Annotated in this window: 17 protein-coding genes; 5 read left to right on the forward strand and 12 right to left on the reverse strand. The window is 31.4% G+C overall.

The genetic code is table 11. From position 1 onward, the window contains the following. Positions 1-5: 5 nt before the first annotated feature. From MBM09_RS00655 to MBM09_RS00665, 3 genes are all read right to left on the reverse strand, one after another. Complete coding sequence (locus MBM09_RS00655) at positions 6-1,805, reverse strand: ribonucleoside-diphosphate reductase subunit alpha (protein WP_238674921.1); 1,800 nt, start codon at positions 1,803-1,805, stop codon at positions 6-8. A 3-nt stretch (positions 1,806-1,808) separates the two neighbouring features. Next, positions 1,809-3,083, reverse strand: coding sequence for a ribonucleotide-diphosphate reductase subunit beta (locus MBM09_RS00660; protein ID WP_238674922.1), 1,275 nt, complete (start codon positions 3,081-3,083; stop codon positions 1,809-1,811). 558 nt (positions 3,084-3,641) lie between these two features. Beyond that, the gene (locus MBM09_RS00665) at positions 3,642-4,208 is read right to left on the reverse strand and encodes a DUF3109 family protein (protein WP_238674923.1); all 567 of its coding nucleotides are present in this window, start codon (positions 4,206-4,208) and stop codon (positions 3,642-3,644) included. Positions 4,209-4,384: 176 nt separating this feature from the next. Here MBM09_RS00665 and MBM09_RS00670 point away from each other — a divergent pair, with 176 nt between their 5' ends. Genes MBM09_RS00670 through MBM09_RS00680 form a run of 3 tightly spaced genes read left to right on the forward strand, consistent with a single transcriptional unit; the run spans position 4,385 to position 5,796 of the window. Beyond that, positions 4,385-4,963, forward strand: coding sequence for a MarC family protein (locus tag MBM09_RS00670; RefSeq protein WP_238674924.1), 579 nt, complete (start codon positions 4,385-4,387; stop codon positions 4,961-4,963). 22 nt (positions 4,964-4,985) lie between these two features. Continuing rightward, positions 4,986-5,189 carry a hypothetical protein gene (locus MBM09_RS00675; RefSeq protein WP_238674925.1) on the forward strand — a complete coding sequence of 68 codons (204 nt, stop codon included), beginning with the start codon at positions 4,986-4,988 and terminating at the stop codon, positions 5,187-5,189. A 1-nt stretch (position 5,190) separates the two neighbouring features. Then, on the forward strand, positions 5,191-5,796 hold the full coding sequence (locus MBM09_RS00680) for an FAD-dependent oxidoreductase (protein WP_238674926.1): 606 nt from the start codon (positions 5,191-5,193) through the stop codon (positions 5,794-5,796). A 13-nt stretch (positions 5,797-5,809) separates the two neighbouring features. On the opposite strand, the gene MBM09_RS00685 is transcribed toward MBM09_RS00680, so the two are convergent. The 5 genes from MBM09_RS00685 to MBM09_RS00705 all read right to left on the reverse strand — a co-directional run bounded on the left by MBM09_RS00685 (position 5,810) and on the right by MBM09_RS00705 (position 9,998). Next, positions 5,810-7,399 (reverse strand): S41 family peptidase, encoded by a 1,590-nt coding sequence (locus tag MBM09_RS00685; protein ID WP_238674927.1) that lies wholly within the window; start codon positions 7,397-7,399, stop codon positions 5,810-5,812. Further along, on the reverse strand, positions 7,399-7,830 hold the full coding sequence (locus MBM09_RS00690; protein WP_238674928.1) for a dCMP deaminase family protein: 432 nt from the start codon (positions 7,828-7,830) through the stop codon (positions 7,399-7,401). Before MBM09_RS00690 ends, MBM09_RS00685 begins: the two co-directional genes overlap by 1 nt. 340 nt (positions 7,831-8,170) lie before the next feature. Further along, on the reverse strand, positions 8,171-8,761 hold the full coding sequence (locus tag MBM09_RS00695; protein ID WP_238674929.1) for a HupE/UreJ family protein: 591 nt from the start codon (positions 8,759-8,761) through the stop codon (positions 8,171-8,173). Between the two features lie 36 nt (positions 8,762-8,797). Next, the gene (locus MBM09_RS00700) at positions 8,798-8,980 is read right to left on the reverse strand and encodes a hypothetical protein (protein WP_238674930.1); all 183 of its coding nucleotides are present in this window, start codon (positions 8,978-8,980) and stop codon (positions 8,798-8,800) included. 55 nt (positions 8,981-9,035) lie between these two features. Then, on the reverse strand, positions 9,036-9,998 hold the full coding sequence (locus MBM09_RS00705) for an NAD-dependent epimerase/dehydratase family protein (RefSeq protein WP_238674931.1): 963 nt from the start codon (positions 9,996-9,998) through the stop codon (positions 9,036-9,038). Between the two features lie 164 nt (positions 9,999-10,162). Here MBM09_RS00705 and MBM09_RS00710 point away from each other — a divergent pair, with 164 nt between their 5' ends. Further along, positions 10,163-10,678, forward strand: coding sequence for a hypothetical protein (locus MBM09_RS00710; protein WP_238674932.1), 516 nt, complete (start codon positions 10,163-10,165; stop codon positions 10,676-10,678). 51 nt (positions 10,679-10,729) lie between these two features. On the opposite strand, the gene MBM09_RS00715 is transcribed toward MBM09_RS00710, so the two are convergent. Then, entirely contained in the window at positions 10,730-11,431 is a 702-nt protein-coding gene (locus MBM09_RS00715) for a M48 family metallopeptidase (protein ID WP_238674933.1), read from the reverse strand. 270 nt (positions 11,432-11,701) lie between these two features. Here MBM09_RS00715 and MBM09_RS00720 point away from each other — a divergent pair, with 270 nt between their 5' ends. Then, complete coding sequence (locus tag MBM09_RS00720) at positions 11,702-12,169, forward strand: CBS domain-containing protein (RefSeq protein ID WP_238674934.1); 468 nt, start codon at positions 11,702-11,704, stop codon at positions 12,167-12,169. Position 12,170: 1 nt separating this feature from the next. Here MBM09_RS00720 and MBM09_RS00725 read toward each other — a convergent pair whose 3' ends face one another. The 3 genes from MBM09_RS00725 to MBM09_RS00735 are packed head-to-tail and all read right to left on the reverse strand — an operon-like array spanning position 12,171 to position 13,770. Beyond that, positions 12,171-12,884, reverse strand: coding sequence for a hypothetical protein (locus tag MBM09_RS00725; RefSeq protein WP_238674935.1), 714 nt, complete (start codon positions 12,882-12,884; stop codon positions 12,171-12,173). Positions 12,885-12,892: 8 nt separating this feature from the next. After that, positions 12,893-13,240 (reverse strand): hypothetical protein, encoded by a 348-nt coding sequence (locus tag MBM09_RS00730; RefSeq protein WP_238674936.1) that lies wholly within the window; start codon positions 13,238-13,240, stop codon positions 12,893-12,895. 8 nt (positions 13,241-13,248) lie between these two features. Then, on the reverse strand, positions 13,249-13,770 hold the full coding sequence (locus MBM09_RS00735) for a DinB family protein (protein ID WP_238674937.1): 522 nt from the start codon (positions 13,768-13,770) through the stop codon (positions 13,249-13,251). Positions 13,771-13,891 lie beyond the last annotated feature (121 nt).

Here is a 13,891-nt window from a genome sequence, read left to right on the forward strand (position 1 = left end):
TAAAATTAACCTTCGCAACTTGTACACTCTTTCTTTTGTTTAAACTTTTGAGCGGCATTCATACTATGTTGATAGTACAATGATTTTACTCCAAGCTTCCAAGCTGTAACGTAAATTTTGTTGATGTCTTTTACTGGCATATCTGGGTGAACCATAATATTTATAGACTGTCCTTGGTCTATATGGTTTTGTCTGTTTGCGGCTTGATAAATAATAGCCATTTGATCTATTTCAGAATATGTTTTAAACACATCTTTTTCGTGATCTGTTAACTCCTCTAAATGTTGTACAGATCCATCATAATCTCTAATACTCTTCCAAATTTCAGTAGTATTTAATCCTTTTTCTTCTAAAAGGTTAACTAAAAATGGATTCTTAATAGTGGTCTTTATTTTAGCTATATCTTTTACATAACTGTTAGACCAAATTGGCTCAATACCTTGAGATACTTGTCCTAGAATAAAAGCAGATGATGTTGTTGGTGCTACAGCGTTTAATGTAGCATTACGTCTTCCATAACCTTTTAAAACTTCTGGCTCTCCAAATAACTTAGCTAATTCTTCTGATGCTTTAACAGATTTTTCTTTTATAGTTTTAAATATCTCACTATTAAGATTGAATGCTTCCTGACTATCAAAGCCTAACATTTTAGACTGTAATAATGAGTGCCATCCTAATGCGCCCATACCTAATGCTCTATTTTCTTTAGCAAAATTATAGGCCTTTTCCATGAATAGGAATGTTTGCTGGTCATCACGATCTGGTGAATCTCTGTAAACTTCTAATTTTGTAACAAATTCTTCTAAAACAGCATCTAAAAAGTATATCATGGTTTCTACCGCATCGGTATCTTTCCATTTATCGTAGTGCAATAAGTTTATTGATGATAATACACATACAAACGACCATCTTTCATTTGTTGGAAGCATAATTTCACTACACAAATTACTTGCATAAATTTCATGTTTTTTATCTTGATAAACATCTGCAGCGTTATTGTTCGCATTATCTCTAAAGAAAATATATGGATAACCTATTTCTCCTCTACGTTGTAAAACTTTAGCCCAAATTGCTCTTTTATCTGCATCGCCATCTATCATTTCCTGCATCCATTCGTTTCCAACAGTTACACCGTGAGTTAACTCTTGTATTGGATTACCCTCTGTACCAATTTCTAAAAACTCATGAATATCGTTATGATCTATAGGTAAATATGGAGAAAAACGACCTCTTCTAACAGAACCTTGACTTACAACATCAACCATTTTTTCAAAAAGTTGCATGATATGAACAGCACCTGAAGATTCACCGTTGTTTTTAACCGGTGCGCCTCTATGACGAAGTTTACCAAAATAACCAGAAGTACCACCTCCTAATTTAGACATCATTCCAACTTCTGATTGTGTATAAAGGATATCTCCCATATCATCAGAAATGTGCGACCCAAAACAGCTAATTGGCAAACCACGTTTTTTTCCAAAATTAGACCAAACAGGTGATGCTAATGAATAATAACCTTCGGCCATATAGCCATAAAACTTATCAGCAAAACCATCAATCTTTAAAATTGCTTCAGCTCTATCTGCAATTTCTCTAATTCTTTCTTCTGGCTCTGTACCTTCTGTTAGGTAGCCTGAAGATAAAAATTTACGACTGTGTTCTGTTAACCATTTTATTTCTGGTTCTTTGTAAATTTCTTTTCTAGCTTCTTTTCTAGCTTTAATTAAGTCGTCGTAGTTAGGGGTTTTTGTTGCTTCTTGGTTTAAGCTTTTTTCAAGGTTCTGGTTAGCGGTGTTTTTGTTCATGTTTTAAAATAGGTCATCACTGGTTATACTTTTAGTTCTTTTGCTGTAGTTAATGGATCGTTTCACGAAAAAATCTCCGTGTTTAGTTCCTATTATTTCATCGTCAAACCATTCGGTTTGTTCTATTAATGTTTCATCAACATCAAATACTTTATCAATACCAATACTTTCTAATGAATTATTGAATCTGTTTTTTATAAATTCATTGATTACATTTTTTGGTAAAAAGTCTAGCTCGCCAGCTTCAAAAATCCAATCGATAAGTTTACTTTCAGATTTAAAAGCTTCTTCACACAACTCTTTCACTAAAACGCTATGCTCTTCATCAAACCACGTCGGGTTTTCATTTTTTATAATTCTAATAATATCTATTCCAAAATCTCCATGTATTTGCTCTTCTTTTGAAGTAGCTTCAACTACATTAGATACGCCTTTAAGCATATTTTTATGCTTATTAAAAGCCATAATTATTAAAAACTGAGAAAATAATGACACATGCTCTATAAAGAGTGAGAATAATAAAATTGATTCTGCGTACTCTTTATTATCATCACTTTTAGCGTTTTTTAAAGCGGTTTCTAAATAATGTACACGCCTCATTATTACGGGTTTCTTTTTTAAGTTTTTAAACTCGTTATTTAACCCTAAAATTTCTAATAAATGTGAATATGCATCATGATGGCGTACTTCACTTTCTGCAAATGTTGCGCCTACCGATCCTATTTCTGGTTTTGGCATTTTATGATAAATGTCTCCCCAAAAAGATTTTACTGCTACCTCAATTTGCGAAATAGCTAACATGGTGTTTTTAATCGCATTTTGCTCTACAATAGTAAGTCTTGTTTTAAAATCTTGAATATCGCTAGTGAAGTTGAATTCTGAATGAATCCAGTATGAATGCCTAATAGCATCTACATACTCGTTTAATTCAGGATACTCGTAAGGCTTTAAATTTATACGCTTTTCAAAAATATTTGTTTTTCTATTTCTTGCTTGTTCGTCTCTATATAAAATATAAGCTTTTGCCACATCGTGAAATGCACTACTCATTAATTTATCTTCAACAAGATCTTGTACCTCTTCTACGGTTGGTAAATAGTTATAATCTTTGGCTTTTCTTTCTAGCAATGCTTGCAAAACATTTACAGAAATTGTATTCGCATCTTCTTTGGTTCCGTTTCCAACAGAAAGCATTGCTTTTTCAATAGCATTTGAAATTTTATTCAAAACAAACGGGCTTGTTTCGTAATCTCTTTTTATAATCTGCGTAATCTCCATAATTTTCAATTTAAAGACTAGAATAGTCACCAGAATGATGGTTAATCATTCAAAAATTCATTAATAATTCCGTAAAATGCGTTAAAATTTTCCTTTAGAGGAACAAAAAAGGGCGAATTTTTTATAAGTAGACTTTTTAAACTTTTCAATAAATCAAAAAATGAAAAAAAACCACTTTATTTTGCCTACAACAAAGATTGATAATTGTCTTTAAAAATGAAAGGGACTTTCAAAAACGTTGTCAACAAGTTTTTAACAATGAGGAAATTACCATTGTACTAAAGGCAAAACAACACTGTGTTTAATTATTTGATTATCAATATATTAACTTTGAAAATGGAACCAAATTTGGCATTAAAAACACTAAAAACAAGTGTGAAAATTGCTTAAAAAATTAAATTTTAGCTTTATAAAAATTGTGAAGTTTATTTCTACTTAACAAGGAAAAATTATGGTATACAAAAACGCTATCGCAAGTGATTTTTACTGCTTTTTTGGTTCAAAAAACAGCGCGTTTTAACTCTAAAAAAAGCTTAATTTTTAGAGTTGCTCAAAAAATTATTTTTTTGATGAAGCAACAGCTTCTAATTCTGCATACCAGTCTTCCCCAAACTTCCTAATCAGTGCTTCTTTTACAAATTTATAGACTGGAACGCCTAATTCTTCACCCAAAGTACAAGCGTCATCACAAATTTGCCATTTATGATAATTTACTGCCGAAAACTCTGTGTAATTTTGAACTCTTATAGGGTACAAATGGCAGGATAAAGGTTTTTTCCAAGTAACCTTTCCTTGATTATAAGCCTCTTCAATAGCACAAAGTGCAACATTTTTATCATCAAAAATCACATAAGCACAATCGGCTCCATTTATTAAAGGCGTTTCAAATTCACCATCCTCAGTTGTTATAAAAGTCCCTTGTGCTTCAATAGCATCAATACCTTCTTGTCTTAAAAAAGGTTTTACTTTTGGGTAAATGTCTTCAAGAATTTTAGTTTCATCTTTATCCAGTGGTGCGCCTGCATCTCCATCAATACAACAAGCGCCTTTACATGCAGACAGATTGCACACAAAGTCTTTTTCTAATATATCTTCAGAAACTATTGTTTTTCCTAATTGAAACATAAAATTATTTATCTTGTAGCAAGCAAAAATAGTTAATCTTTAGGTGAATTTAATTAAGATAATACCCTACTTTTGCCGAAAAATTCAGAATTTATAAATTCCCGCTATTGCGAGAATGACAAATTAAAAGAAACGCAGTGAACTGCGAGCATTAATTAAAATTAAAACCTAGTATAATGGAGTTTAATATTAAAGAAATATTCACAGCTTTTATGGTGTTGTTTGCAGTTATAGATATTGTTGGCAACATTCCTATTGTAATAGATTTACGTAAAAAAGTAGGGCATATACAAAGTGAAAAAGCTTCAATAATTGCTGGAGTTATTTTGATTGTTTTCTTGTTTTTAGGAAAAAGCATTTTAAATCTCATTGGTATTGACGTTAATTCGTTTGCTGTAGCTGGTTCATTTATTTTATTTTTTATTGCCTTAGAAATGATTTTAGGCATTACTCTTTATAAACAGGAAGAACAAGATTCTATGAGCGCCACGGTTTTTCCTTTAGCCTTTCCTCTTATTGCTGGTCCGGGAAGTTTAACTACCTTACTATCGTTAAGAGCAGAATTTAGAACCGAAAATATTATAGTTGCTGTTTTAATGAATGTTATTATTATTTTTATAGTGCTTAAAACATCCACTAAAATTGAAAAGCTTATCGGTCAGAACGGGATTAATATCATTCGTAAAGTTTTTGGTGTGGTTTTGTTAGCCATTGCCGTAAAACTATTTGCTCATAATATTAAGGCTCTTTTTTAGTGTCGTTTAAAAAATTTACAATATGAAAATACTAACTATAATACTTAGCATTCTTGCTTTAGGACTCATTGTTTTTAACTTTACAAAAGTTGATTTTAATGCGCCTTTTGAAGGCGAAAGCACAATTGCTTTAATTACCATTGTAGCATCTCTTTGTGTGATATTAATGATGGCTATTTTAAGAGTTTCAAAGCGTATTGAGCAAAAGGTAAAAGAACGCAATTAACATGTTTGATGCTTTAATAGTTGGTGGAGGCGCCGCAGGACTATCTTGTGCATTAGTTTTAGGTTCTGCAAAAAACAAACCTTTTGCAAAAGATAAAAAGATAGGTATTATTGTGCATCAAAAAACATCGCATTTACAAACTGCTCTTTTTAATAATGTTTTAGGTTTAGAGCCTGGAACAACAGGCAAATCCATTTTACAAAGCGGTAAAGAACAATTAGCTTCTTTATATCCCCATGTTGAGCAAATAGACCATGAAAAGGTTTTAGAAATCTCTAAAACTGAAGATTTGTTTACTATTAAAACCAATAAAACTATTTTCACATCTAAACTTGTTGTGATTGCTGTGGGCTATACCAATTTAATGACCATTAAAGGTTTAGAACACTACATTGAACCGCACCCAAGAGCTGCTGTAGAAAAAGATCGTATTTGGTTAAAAAATACTGACCATGTTATTGAAAATAACCTTTATGTTGCTGGAACACTTGCGGGTTGGCGAAGTCAATTTGCTATTGCTTCTGGTAGTGGTGCACATGTTGCTACCGATATTTTAACCCTTTGGAATGGTGGGAAGCACACTAAGGTGCATGATAAGATTGAGTGATTAGATTAATAACTTATTCTTCCGAACTCAACTTAATAACCTCATCAATCATGATATCACGTTGATTGTAAACTTCTTCAAAAGCACCGTTACCAAATAACTGGTCTGCAAGTGTAGCTTTTATGTATTGCTTTACTTCATCATGATAAGCTACAAAAGTAACTTTAGAGTCTGCCCTTAGGTTTAAATAATCTTGAAAAGCAAAAACTAAATCGTCGTTTACTTCAAAACTTTTAATAAAATCTTCTCTGGAAATATCATCGTAAGCATGACGGTCTTTTTCCAGTTCTTCAAACACAAAGTTTCCAAAAAACCCACGACGCAACAAAAATGATAAGGTTTCGTTTTGCATACTACCATCAATAGGCACAAAAACATCTGGAATTATACCACCTCCACCATAAACTATTTTACCTGCAGGTGTTTTAAATTTTAAGGAATCGTCTACCTTGATTTTTTCAGGGTCTAAAAGTTCGCCACTGTCTAGTCTATCAAAATATTCATCGTAGTAATCTTTATGTCCGTTTGTGTAAGGTCTTTGAATAGAACGTCCTGTAGGTGTGTAATATCTAGATACTGTTAAGCGCACAGCACTACCATCACCCAAATCCATTTCGCGTTGTACCAAGCCTTTACCGTAAGAACGACGACCAACAATAGTGCCTTTATCGTTATCTTGTAATGCCCCTGCAACAATCTCACTTGCCGATGCTGAGTTTTCGTCTATAAGTACATAAACTTTACCTTCTTCAAAATCGCCTTTATTGGTTGCATAGCTTTTTTCAATATCACCACGTTTGTTTTTAGTGAATAAAATAAGTTTATCGTCTTCTAAAAACTCGTCCACTATTTGTTCTGCAATTCCTAAAAATCCGCCTGGGTTATTTCTTAAATCTAAAGCAATCTCGGTAGCACCTAAAGCTTCTAGCTTTTCAATACCTGCTTTAAATTCTTTATATGTAGACTCTGCAAAACGATTAACTTTTATATACCCTAGTTTATCGGTTAGCATATAAGCTGCATCAACACTTTTAATGGGGATTGTGCTACGTTTTACAGTAAAATCCAAAAGCTCTGGCTCTCCTTTTCTGTAAACTTTTAGTTTAACTTTTGTGTTTTTGGCACCTTTAAGCTTCTTAATAATTTCTCCATCTTTCAGCTTATTACCAAAAAGCGTATCGCCATCTGCCATAATAATCCTATCACCACCTTTAATGCCCGCTTTAGCACTTGGTCCGTTTTCAATTGCTCTTATTACTGCAATAGTATCTTTGTACGTGTAAAAGCTAACACCAATACCTACAAAATCGCCTTTCATTTCTTCGGCAACACGAGCCATATCTTCTTTTGGGATGTAAACCGAATGCGGGTCGAGGTTATCTAAAATCCCATTAACCGTAACATCAACAATACTGTCGGTGTTAATATCATCAACATAATCGTATTCAATATAATCTATAAGCCTGTTAAGTTTGTCTTTTTTACTATTTGTAGAAAATAAACGATCGGGAGCATCAGTAAAATTTAACTTGCCTCCAATAAAAATACCTGCTGCAATAGCAACACCTAAAACTAAAGGCAAATATTTTTTATGATAAGACATTATGCTTTCAAATCTTTAATTTGTTCTAATTCTATTCCAGCTTTCTTTAAAAATTTTAGTCCGGAATCATCTTTATAAGCTTCATTATAAACCACTTTTATAATACCTGCCTGATGAATTAATTTACTGCATTCCTTACAGGGCGACATGGTAATGTAAAGTGTTGCACCTTTTGCCGATTGAGTAGACGATGCTACTTTTAAAATGGCATTAGCCTCGGCATGCAAAACATACCACTTGGTGTAACCTTCATCGTCTTCACAAAAATTCTCAAAGCCCGATGGAGTTCCGTTGTAACCATCAGAAATTATCATTCTATCCTTAACTATTAGCGCTCCAACTTGCCTGCGTTTACAGTAAGACAGCTTTCCCCATTCTTGCGCAATTCTTAAATAAGCTTTGTCGTACTTAAGTTGTTTATTTTTTAGCATTAATTTATTCTACAATTATGGCGTTACCCATCCCGATAGCTATCAGGATGCGTCAGGCTTTTCGTTTCAATCTTTTTTATATGTACTAGATACATCCCGATTTAAATCGGGGCACTCGAAATAACATAAAAAAGGATTTACACTGCAATCCTTAACGCGTAAACAATATAACGAATATACTAGCTTCGTATTTTAATTACAACGCAAGTTCGTTAAAGTTTTATGAAAGTTTGTGTTAATTATATATAATTTTAATTTGAATACGTCTTTGCGTTAGGGATTGCAGCAAGCTACCGTGTAGCGCAGAAAGTCCGACCCAAAGGGTAACGCCCAAATAAAATTAGGCTAAGAAATCGCTATTCATAATCATTGGAATAACCAAGCCTACTACCACAGCAGAAATTACCATAATCCAATCGCGTTTTGAAAATCTGAAAATGGTTTGAAACAGAAAGCCTAAAAACAAAACCATGAACACAATTATTACTTGTGCCAATTCTATACCTAAAGCGAATTCTAATAACAAAACTAACTTATTATCAGATTCTCCCAGAAACATTTGGAACTCGCGAGCAAACCCCAAACCGTGAATTAAACCAAAGAATAATGTTGATAAAAATAACACTCCTACTTTTTCTTTACGAGCGCCTTTCCCTGCCGTAAACACATTAAAAAGTGCAACAACCAGTATGGTTACAGGAATTAAAAACTCAACTATGGTAGCGTTTACATGTACAACACTGTAAGCAGCCAAAACTAAAGATAGGGTATGCCCTAATGTGAACATAGAAACCAGTAATAAAACACGTTTCCAATCTTTAAACACATAAGGAACCGTTAAAACTATAAGAAATAAAACATGATCGTAGGCATTAATATCGAGTACATGGTTTATGCCGTATTGAACATTAAACCAGAAATTTTCAAGCATGGTAATTAAGATTTAGGGATGGTTTCATTTTAATTGTTAATTAGTAATTTGCTTTTTATTTTTAAAGACTTTAAAAACAAGCGAAATATTGACAATAAATGCGGGAATAATAAAAACATCTATAACTGTATTTAATTCTAATATATCATATTGAAGTAATACTATTGATGAAAAAATTATAACTGTAGAAATTATTAATCCTATTTTAAAGTAATCCATTTTTTAAATGTTTTTATTAAACCTTAAGCAACTCAAATATACAATTAATTAGATTTTATTTGAATTCTCCTTTATACTTTTTACTTAATTGTAAAAGCATCTCTTTAGTAATATCTTCCAGAGTAAAAGTATGTTTCCATTTCCAGTCTTGTCTAGCATAAGAATCATTTATACTTTTAGGCCAACTATTAGCAATCTCTTGTCTATAATCTGGATTATATTCTACTTCAAATTCTGGCATATGGTTTTTAATTGATGCCACCACTTCTTTGGGCGTAAAACTTATAGCTGCAAGATTGTAAGACGATCTTATTTTAATATGCTCTGGTTTTGCACTCATGATATCTACTGTAGCTTTAATAGCATCGTCCATAAACATCATGGGTAATTCGGTATCTTCTTTTAAAAAGCATTCGTAAAATTTGTTTTTAATGGCTTCATGATAAATTTCAACAGCATAATCTGTGGTACCTCCTCCAGGTAATGTTTTCCAACTTATAATTCCTGGGTAGCGCAAACTACGAACGTCTACACCGTATTTATTATGGTAATACTCACACCAACGCTCGCCAACTTGCTTAGTTATTCCATAAACTGTTGATGGCTCCATAACGGTATATTGTGGTGTGTACTTTGTCGGTGTTGTTGGTCCAAAAACAGCTATACTGGATGGCCAAAATACTTTTTTAATAAATTTGGCACGCGCTAAATTTAATACATGAAACAAGGAGGTCATGTTTAAATCCCACGCTTTCATTGGGTATTTTTCTCCTGTTGCACTTAATATAGCGGCCATTAAATATACCGTATCTATATTGTATTTTTCTACACAAACTTTAATACTAGCATAGTCTTGTGCATCAACAATTTCAAAAAGACCGGTATTTACAATGTCTGGATTGTTATAACTAATGTCGCTTGCAATCACATTATCATTACCGTAAATGCTTCGCAGCTTAAATGTTAATTCTGAACCTATTTGCCCGCAAGCACCAATAATTAATATTTTAGAACCCATTAAAAACCATATATGTAAGGATTTTTCAAAAATAACAAGATTTTGATGATAATATGATATTTTAAATATCAAATATTCTTCAATTTGATTACTTTGTAATTCGTCTAAAAAATCAAGTATTACTTATATCTTTGTAGAGTGATTCTATTACTAAATTAAACTCTATGAGAATTAAAGTTTTAAGTATTTTAAGCCTAATCGTTTTGTTAGTTTCTTGTAAAAAAACACAAGAAACTCCAACAGATAATATTGAAGAACAACAAACCCAAGATATTACCGAACAAGATATTGCTAAGCTTAAATTTATAGACTATGCTTTAGACTCTAAAACAGATGAAGCTATAAAAGATTGGAAAGAATACTTCGAGTTACAGGATGTTATAACTAATGTAAAGAAAGCGGATTTAGTTTTTTTTAATGATAATGAAGAGAATGTAAAACTTCTTGCTAAAAAGCTAAAAGAAAATATTCCAAATACGTTAAATTCTGAGCCTGTTTTAGCTAGAATGTTGGTTTTAGAAACCAAAATTTTTAAGCTTGAAAGTTTATCTAATTTATCTACAACAAGCAAAGAAGAACTTTTAAATACTATAAAGGAATTTTTGGTAGCATTTTCTAATCTTAACTTTCAAATGAATAAAAAAGTTGAGTTTGATAATCGTTCTATTGAAAAGCCTTAAAATATATTCTTAATAATAAAAAGGCTCGATTTTAAAATCGAGCCTTTTTATTTAATTTTTAGGTTGTTGTAAAGCTTGCTTTTGCCTTAACAACTCCGATTTAGTTAACTGAACTAAATTAAAGTTTGGTGCTATTTTTAAGGTAGCATCCAAAATATCTACAGTTGCATCTATATTTGCTTTTTTGTCTTTATTATAAACAGATAGTGCATTTAAATACATAAAAGCTGCTTTTAATGACACTTCATACGGTTGTTGAGATTCATAAAATGCTTTTTTCATATCATCTTTAGAATTTACTATACCATAATTTATATGCTTTTCGGCTTCAGCTAATTTTTGAATTTGTAAATTAAGTTCAGCCAATTCATAAGCGACTAAAGCATTTGGGGTTCTTTTAAACATTTCTTCAAAAAGACCAATTGCTAATTCGGGTTGTTTTACCGCTTTTAACGATACTGCTTTAACCTCAACGGCAATATCAGAGTCTGTTGAATTTCTTTCATAACCAATAGTATTAAGAGCTTGCACATATTTACCTTCGCTCATATAAATGTAGGCTAAAGTGTCTTTTCTTTCTTGAGAAGGCGATAAAACATTTAGGTGCGTCATGCCGTTTATAATACCCTGTACATCACCCTGTGCTTTCATTTGGTTATAATAAGCCTCATAGTGTTTTATTAATTCTGAGTTAGTTTGTGCACTCAACATAAAACTGCTCATTAGTAAAACTAATCCAACTAATTTTTTCATCTTTTTTTAATTTATTTTTTCGTGAGCTAAAACTATAAAAAATTAACATTTAAACACTTAAAAGAATGCTAATTATTTCTATTTAAATTAAATACCCTAGTTAAGCTAATTAAAGATATATTGATATGTGAGTTTATATTATTAAAATCTCAAAATTTTAAAATTAAGTTACATAATATTTAAATTTCTAATAATTAAGGACTTGAAAAATACATTTTTAGGAAAATCGAAAAATAATATCTATATTTAAGATTACTAAATTTATAGATTATGGGAATAAAAAGTTTTCAAGGCGCTAGAAGATCCAAGTCTGCAATTACAGATAGTACACCTTTAAAGGTTAGTGACTACATGACAACTAATTTGATTACGTTTACTCCTGATCAAACTATAGAAAGTGTTATGCAATCTCTTATTAAGCATAGAATTTCTGGCGGACCTGTTGTTAATGAAAAAAATGAATTGATTGGAATTATCTCTGAAGGTGATTGTATTAAACAAATTAGCGAAAGCAGATATTACAATATGCCAATGCAGGATAAAACCATAGAAAAGCACATGGTGCAAGATGTTGACACCATAGATGGCAATATGAATATTTTTGATGCTGCCAATAAATTTTTAAATGCTAAACGTCGTCGTTTTCCAATAGTTGAAAATGGCAAATTAGTTGGTCAAATAAGTCAAAAAGATGTCCTAAAAGCCGCCATGAAATTAAAAGGACAAAACTGGAAATAGCTTAAAGTCTATCGTTTACTCTTAATAAAGCTTTTGGTTCATCAGTAATCAAAAGCTTTTCTTTTTTATTTCCTGTAAGTGTTAAAATTTTTGAATAGGAATAACCTTCAATAGGTTCGTTTAAGGCTTTCCAATTAGCAACTCCTTTTACAGCAATAGTTTCGTCTAATTCAATAACACCTTCGCTGTATCTCATACTTTTGTTTATACCTAAAATACCTGTGCTTTTTTTATTATGAGATATTAAATACTGTTCTAATTTTTCTGGAGCATCATTTCTAAAACCCGATTTTTCTTTGTGGTCTTTAACTAAATGAAATCGCATAGAACTTTTATTTAAATTGGAGGATTTAACAATAGTCATTTCAGAATTGGTCTCAATAAAAAAATCTTGAGTTTTTACATCGTCTATTATTTTCCGCCAGTGTTTATCGCCTTTAACCTCTATAATAATATGGTAGTAAACACATTGTCTTCCGCTAAGTGGAGCAATTAAAGGCTGGTTTACATATTTAGCTTTACCAATTACTTTTGCATATTCGTTTTGTTGAATACTATTTATTGATTTTTTTCTACTTGTCTTAAATGCTCTAAGCAATACACTTTTGTTGCTGTAGTAATAAGATATAAACCCAATTACTGCAACCGCCAAAAACATGGCTATAGGAATTAGTATTTTTGAGTTTTCTTGTAGTAACGATAAAATGTCTTCCATAAAATTATTTATTCTCGTTTAACCAAAGCATAAAAATCGTTTTCTAAAGGTAAATACCCTTGGTCGTAAACAAAATAATAAATGGTTCCTGCTTTTGTGGTGTATATACTTGTAAAGTAATTAAAATCAAATCCAGCTTCAATAAGTTTTGCTCTAGACGTTTTTGTTTTTTTATCTGGATTAAGTGTCTCTAAAATTCTGTAATTTTTACGAAGTCTATTATTTGTATTACGAATTAAATTCTTGCTGTCTTTATTTACACGATTATTATAAGCGTTTCTACAGCCATCACTACAGAATTTTTTATCAATTCTACCTATAATTTTATCGCCACATTCTAAACACTTTTTTTGCATAATCTTATTTAATTAAGAATTGAAAGGTAAGCTTTCCAAGGTCCTACTTCACTTTTATATTGCTTCGCCATAACTCTTGAAATTTGTGCAATATGTCCTAAATCATGAACCACCCACGAAGCCAATAATTGTTTTAAAGTTACTTCGCCTAAGTGCGGATGCTTTCCTGTAAAATTATAATTTGATTCGGTTATAGAAACAGATTTTAAATACTCTAAATTTTTCTCACGTAATTTTAAAAACTCACTTAAAAGCTGAGACATTGTTTTTCCTTTTGAAATTTCAAATTGAGCAAACCTATCAAACGGTTCAAATGTTTTATCTTCTGAGTTAGATAAAATAATTTTTGCCCTAGTAACCCAATCACATTTTTCACAATGTATTAAATGCCCAATTACATCAAAAGGGCTCCAGGTATCTTCACCTTCATTAGAAAAAACCCATTCGTCTGATAAGTTTGACAACATTGCTAATAATGTTTTTGGTGTTCGTTCTAAAATCTCAAAAGACTGATTTATATTGTATTCCATAACACAAATATAAGGCAACTATATACTTTAAGGGACAAATCCAGTGACACGTGTCTTTTAAATTAAAATTTTAATAGTCTAAAATTAAGGAAAAATAACCGAGTACAAACGTATATAAAAT

Origin of the sequence: Flaviramulus sp. BrNp1-15, assembly GCF_022259695.1 — a bacterium.
GTDB lineage: Bacteria > Bacteroidota > Bacteroidia > Flavobacteriales > Flavobacteriaceae > BrNp1-15.

Coding starts and splice junctions, on each gene's coding strand:
- MBM09_RS00655 (WP_238674921.1), bottom strand. CDS start 1,805: ATGAACAAAAACACCGCTAACCAGAACCTTGAAAAAAGCTTAAACCAA.
- MBM09_RS00660 (WP_238674922.1), bottom strand. CDS start 3,083: ATGGAGATTACGCAGATTATAAAAAGAGATTACGAAACAAGCCCGTTT.
- MBM09_RS00665 (WP_238674923.1), bottom strand. CDS start 4,208: ATGTTTCAATTAGGAAAAACAATAGTTTCTGAAGATATATTAGAAAAA.
- MBM09_RS00670 (WP_238674924.1), top strand. CDS start 4,385: ATGGAGTTTAATATTAAAGAAATATTCACAGCTTTTATGGTGTTGTTT.
- MBM09_RS00675 (WP_238674925.1), top strand. CDS start 4,986: ATGAAAATACTAACTATAATACTTAGCATTCTTGCTTTAGGACTCATT.
- MBM09_RS00680 (WP_238674926.1), top strand. CDS start 5,191: ATGTTTGATGCTTTAATAGTTGGTGGAGGCGCCGCAGGACTATCTTGT.
- MBM09_RS00685 (WP_238674927.1), bottom strand. CDS start 7,399: ATGTCTTATCATAAAAAATATTTGCCTTTAGTTTTAGGTGTTGCTATT.
- MBM09_RS00690 (WP_238674928.1), bottom strand. CDS start 7,830: ATGCTAAAAAATAAACAACTTAAGTACGACAAAGCTTATTTAAGAATT.
- MBM09_RS00695 (WP_238674929.1), bottom strand. CDS start 8,761: ATGCTTGAAAATTTCTGGTTTAATGTTCAATACGGCATAAACCATGTA.
- MBM09_RS00700 (WP_238674930.1), bottom strand. CDS start 8,980: ATGGATTACTTTAAAATAGGATTAATAATTTCTACAGTTATAATTTTT.
- MBM09_RS00705 (WP_238674931.1), bottom strand. CDS start 9,998: ATGGGTTCTAAAATATTAATTATTGGTGCTTGCGGGCAAATAGGTTCA.
- MBM09_RS00710 (WP_238674932.1), top strand. CDS start 10,163: ATGAGAATTAAAGTTTTAAGTATTTTAAGCCTAATCGTTTTGTTAGTT.
- MBM09_RS00715 (WP_238674933.1), bottom strand. CDS start 11,431: ATGAAAAAATTAGTTGGATTAGTTTTACTAATGAGCAGTTTTATGTTG.
- MBM09_RS00720 (WP_238674934.1), top strand. CDS start 11,702: ATGGGAATAAAAAGTTTTCAAGGCGCTAGAAGATCCAAGTCTGCAATT.
- MBM09_RS00725 (WP_238674935.1), bottom strand. CDS start 12,884: ATGGAAGACATTTTATCGTTACTACAAGAAAACTCAAAAATACTAATT.
- MBM09_RS00730 (WP_238674936.1), bottom strand. CDS start 13,240: ATGCAAAAAAAGTGTTTAGAATGTGGCGATAAAATTATAGGTAGAATT.
- MBM09_RS00735 (WP_238674937.1), bottom strand. CDS start 13,770: ATGGAATACAATATAAATCAGTCTTTTGAGATTTTAGAACGAACACCA.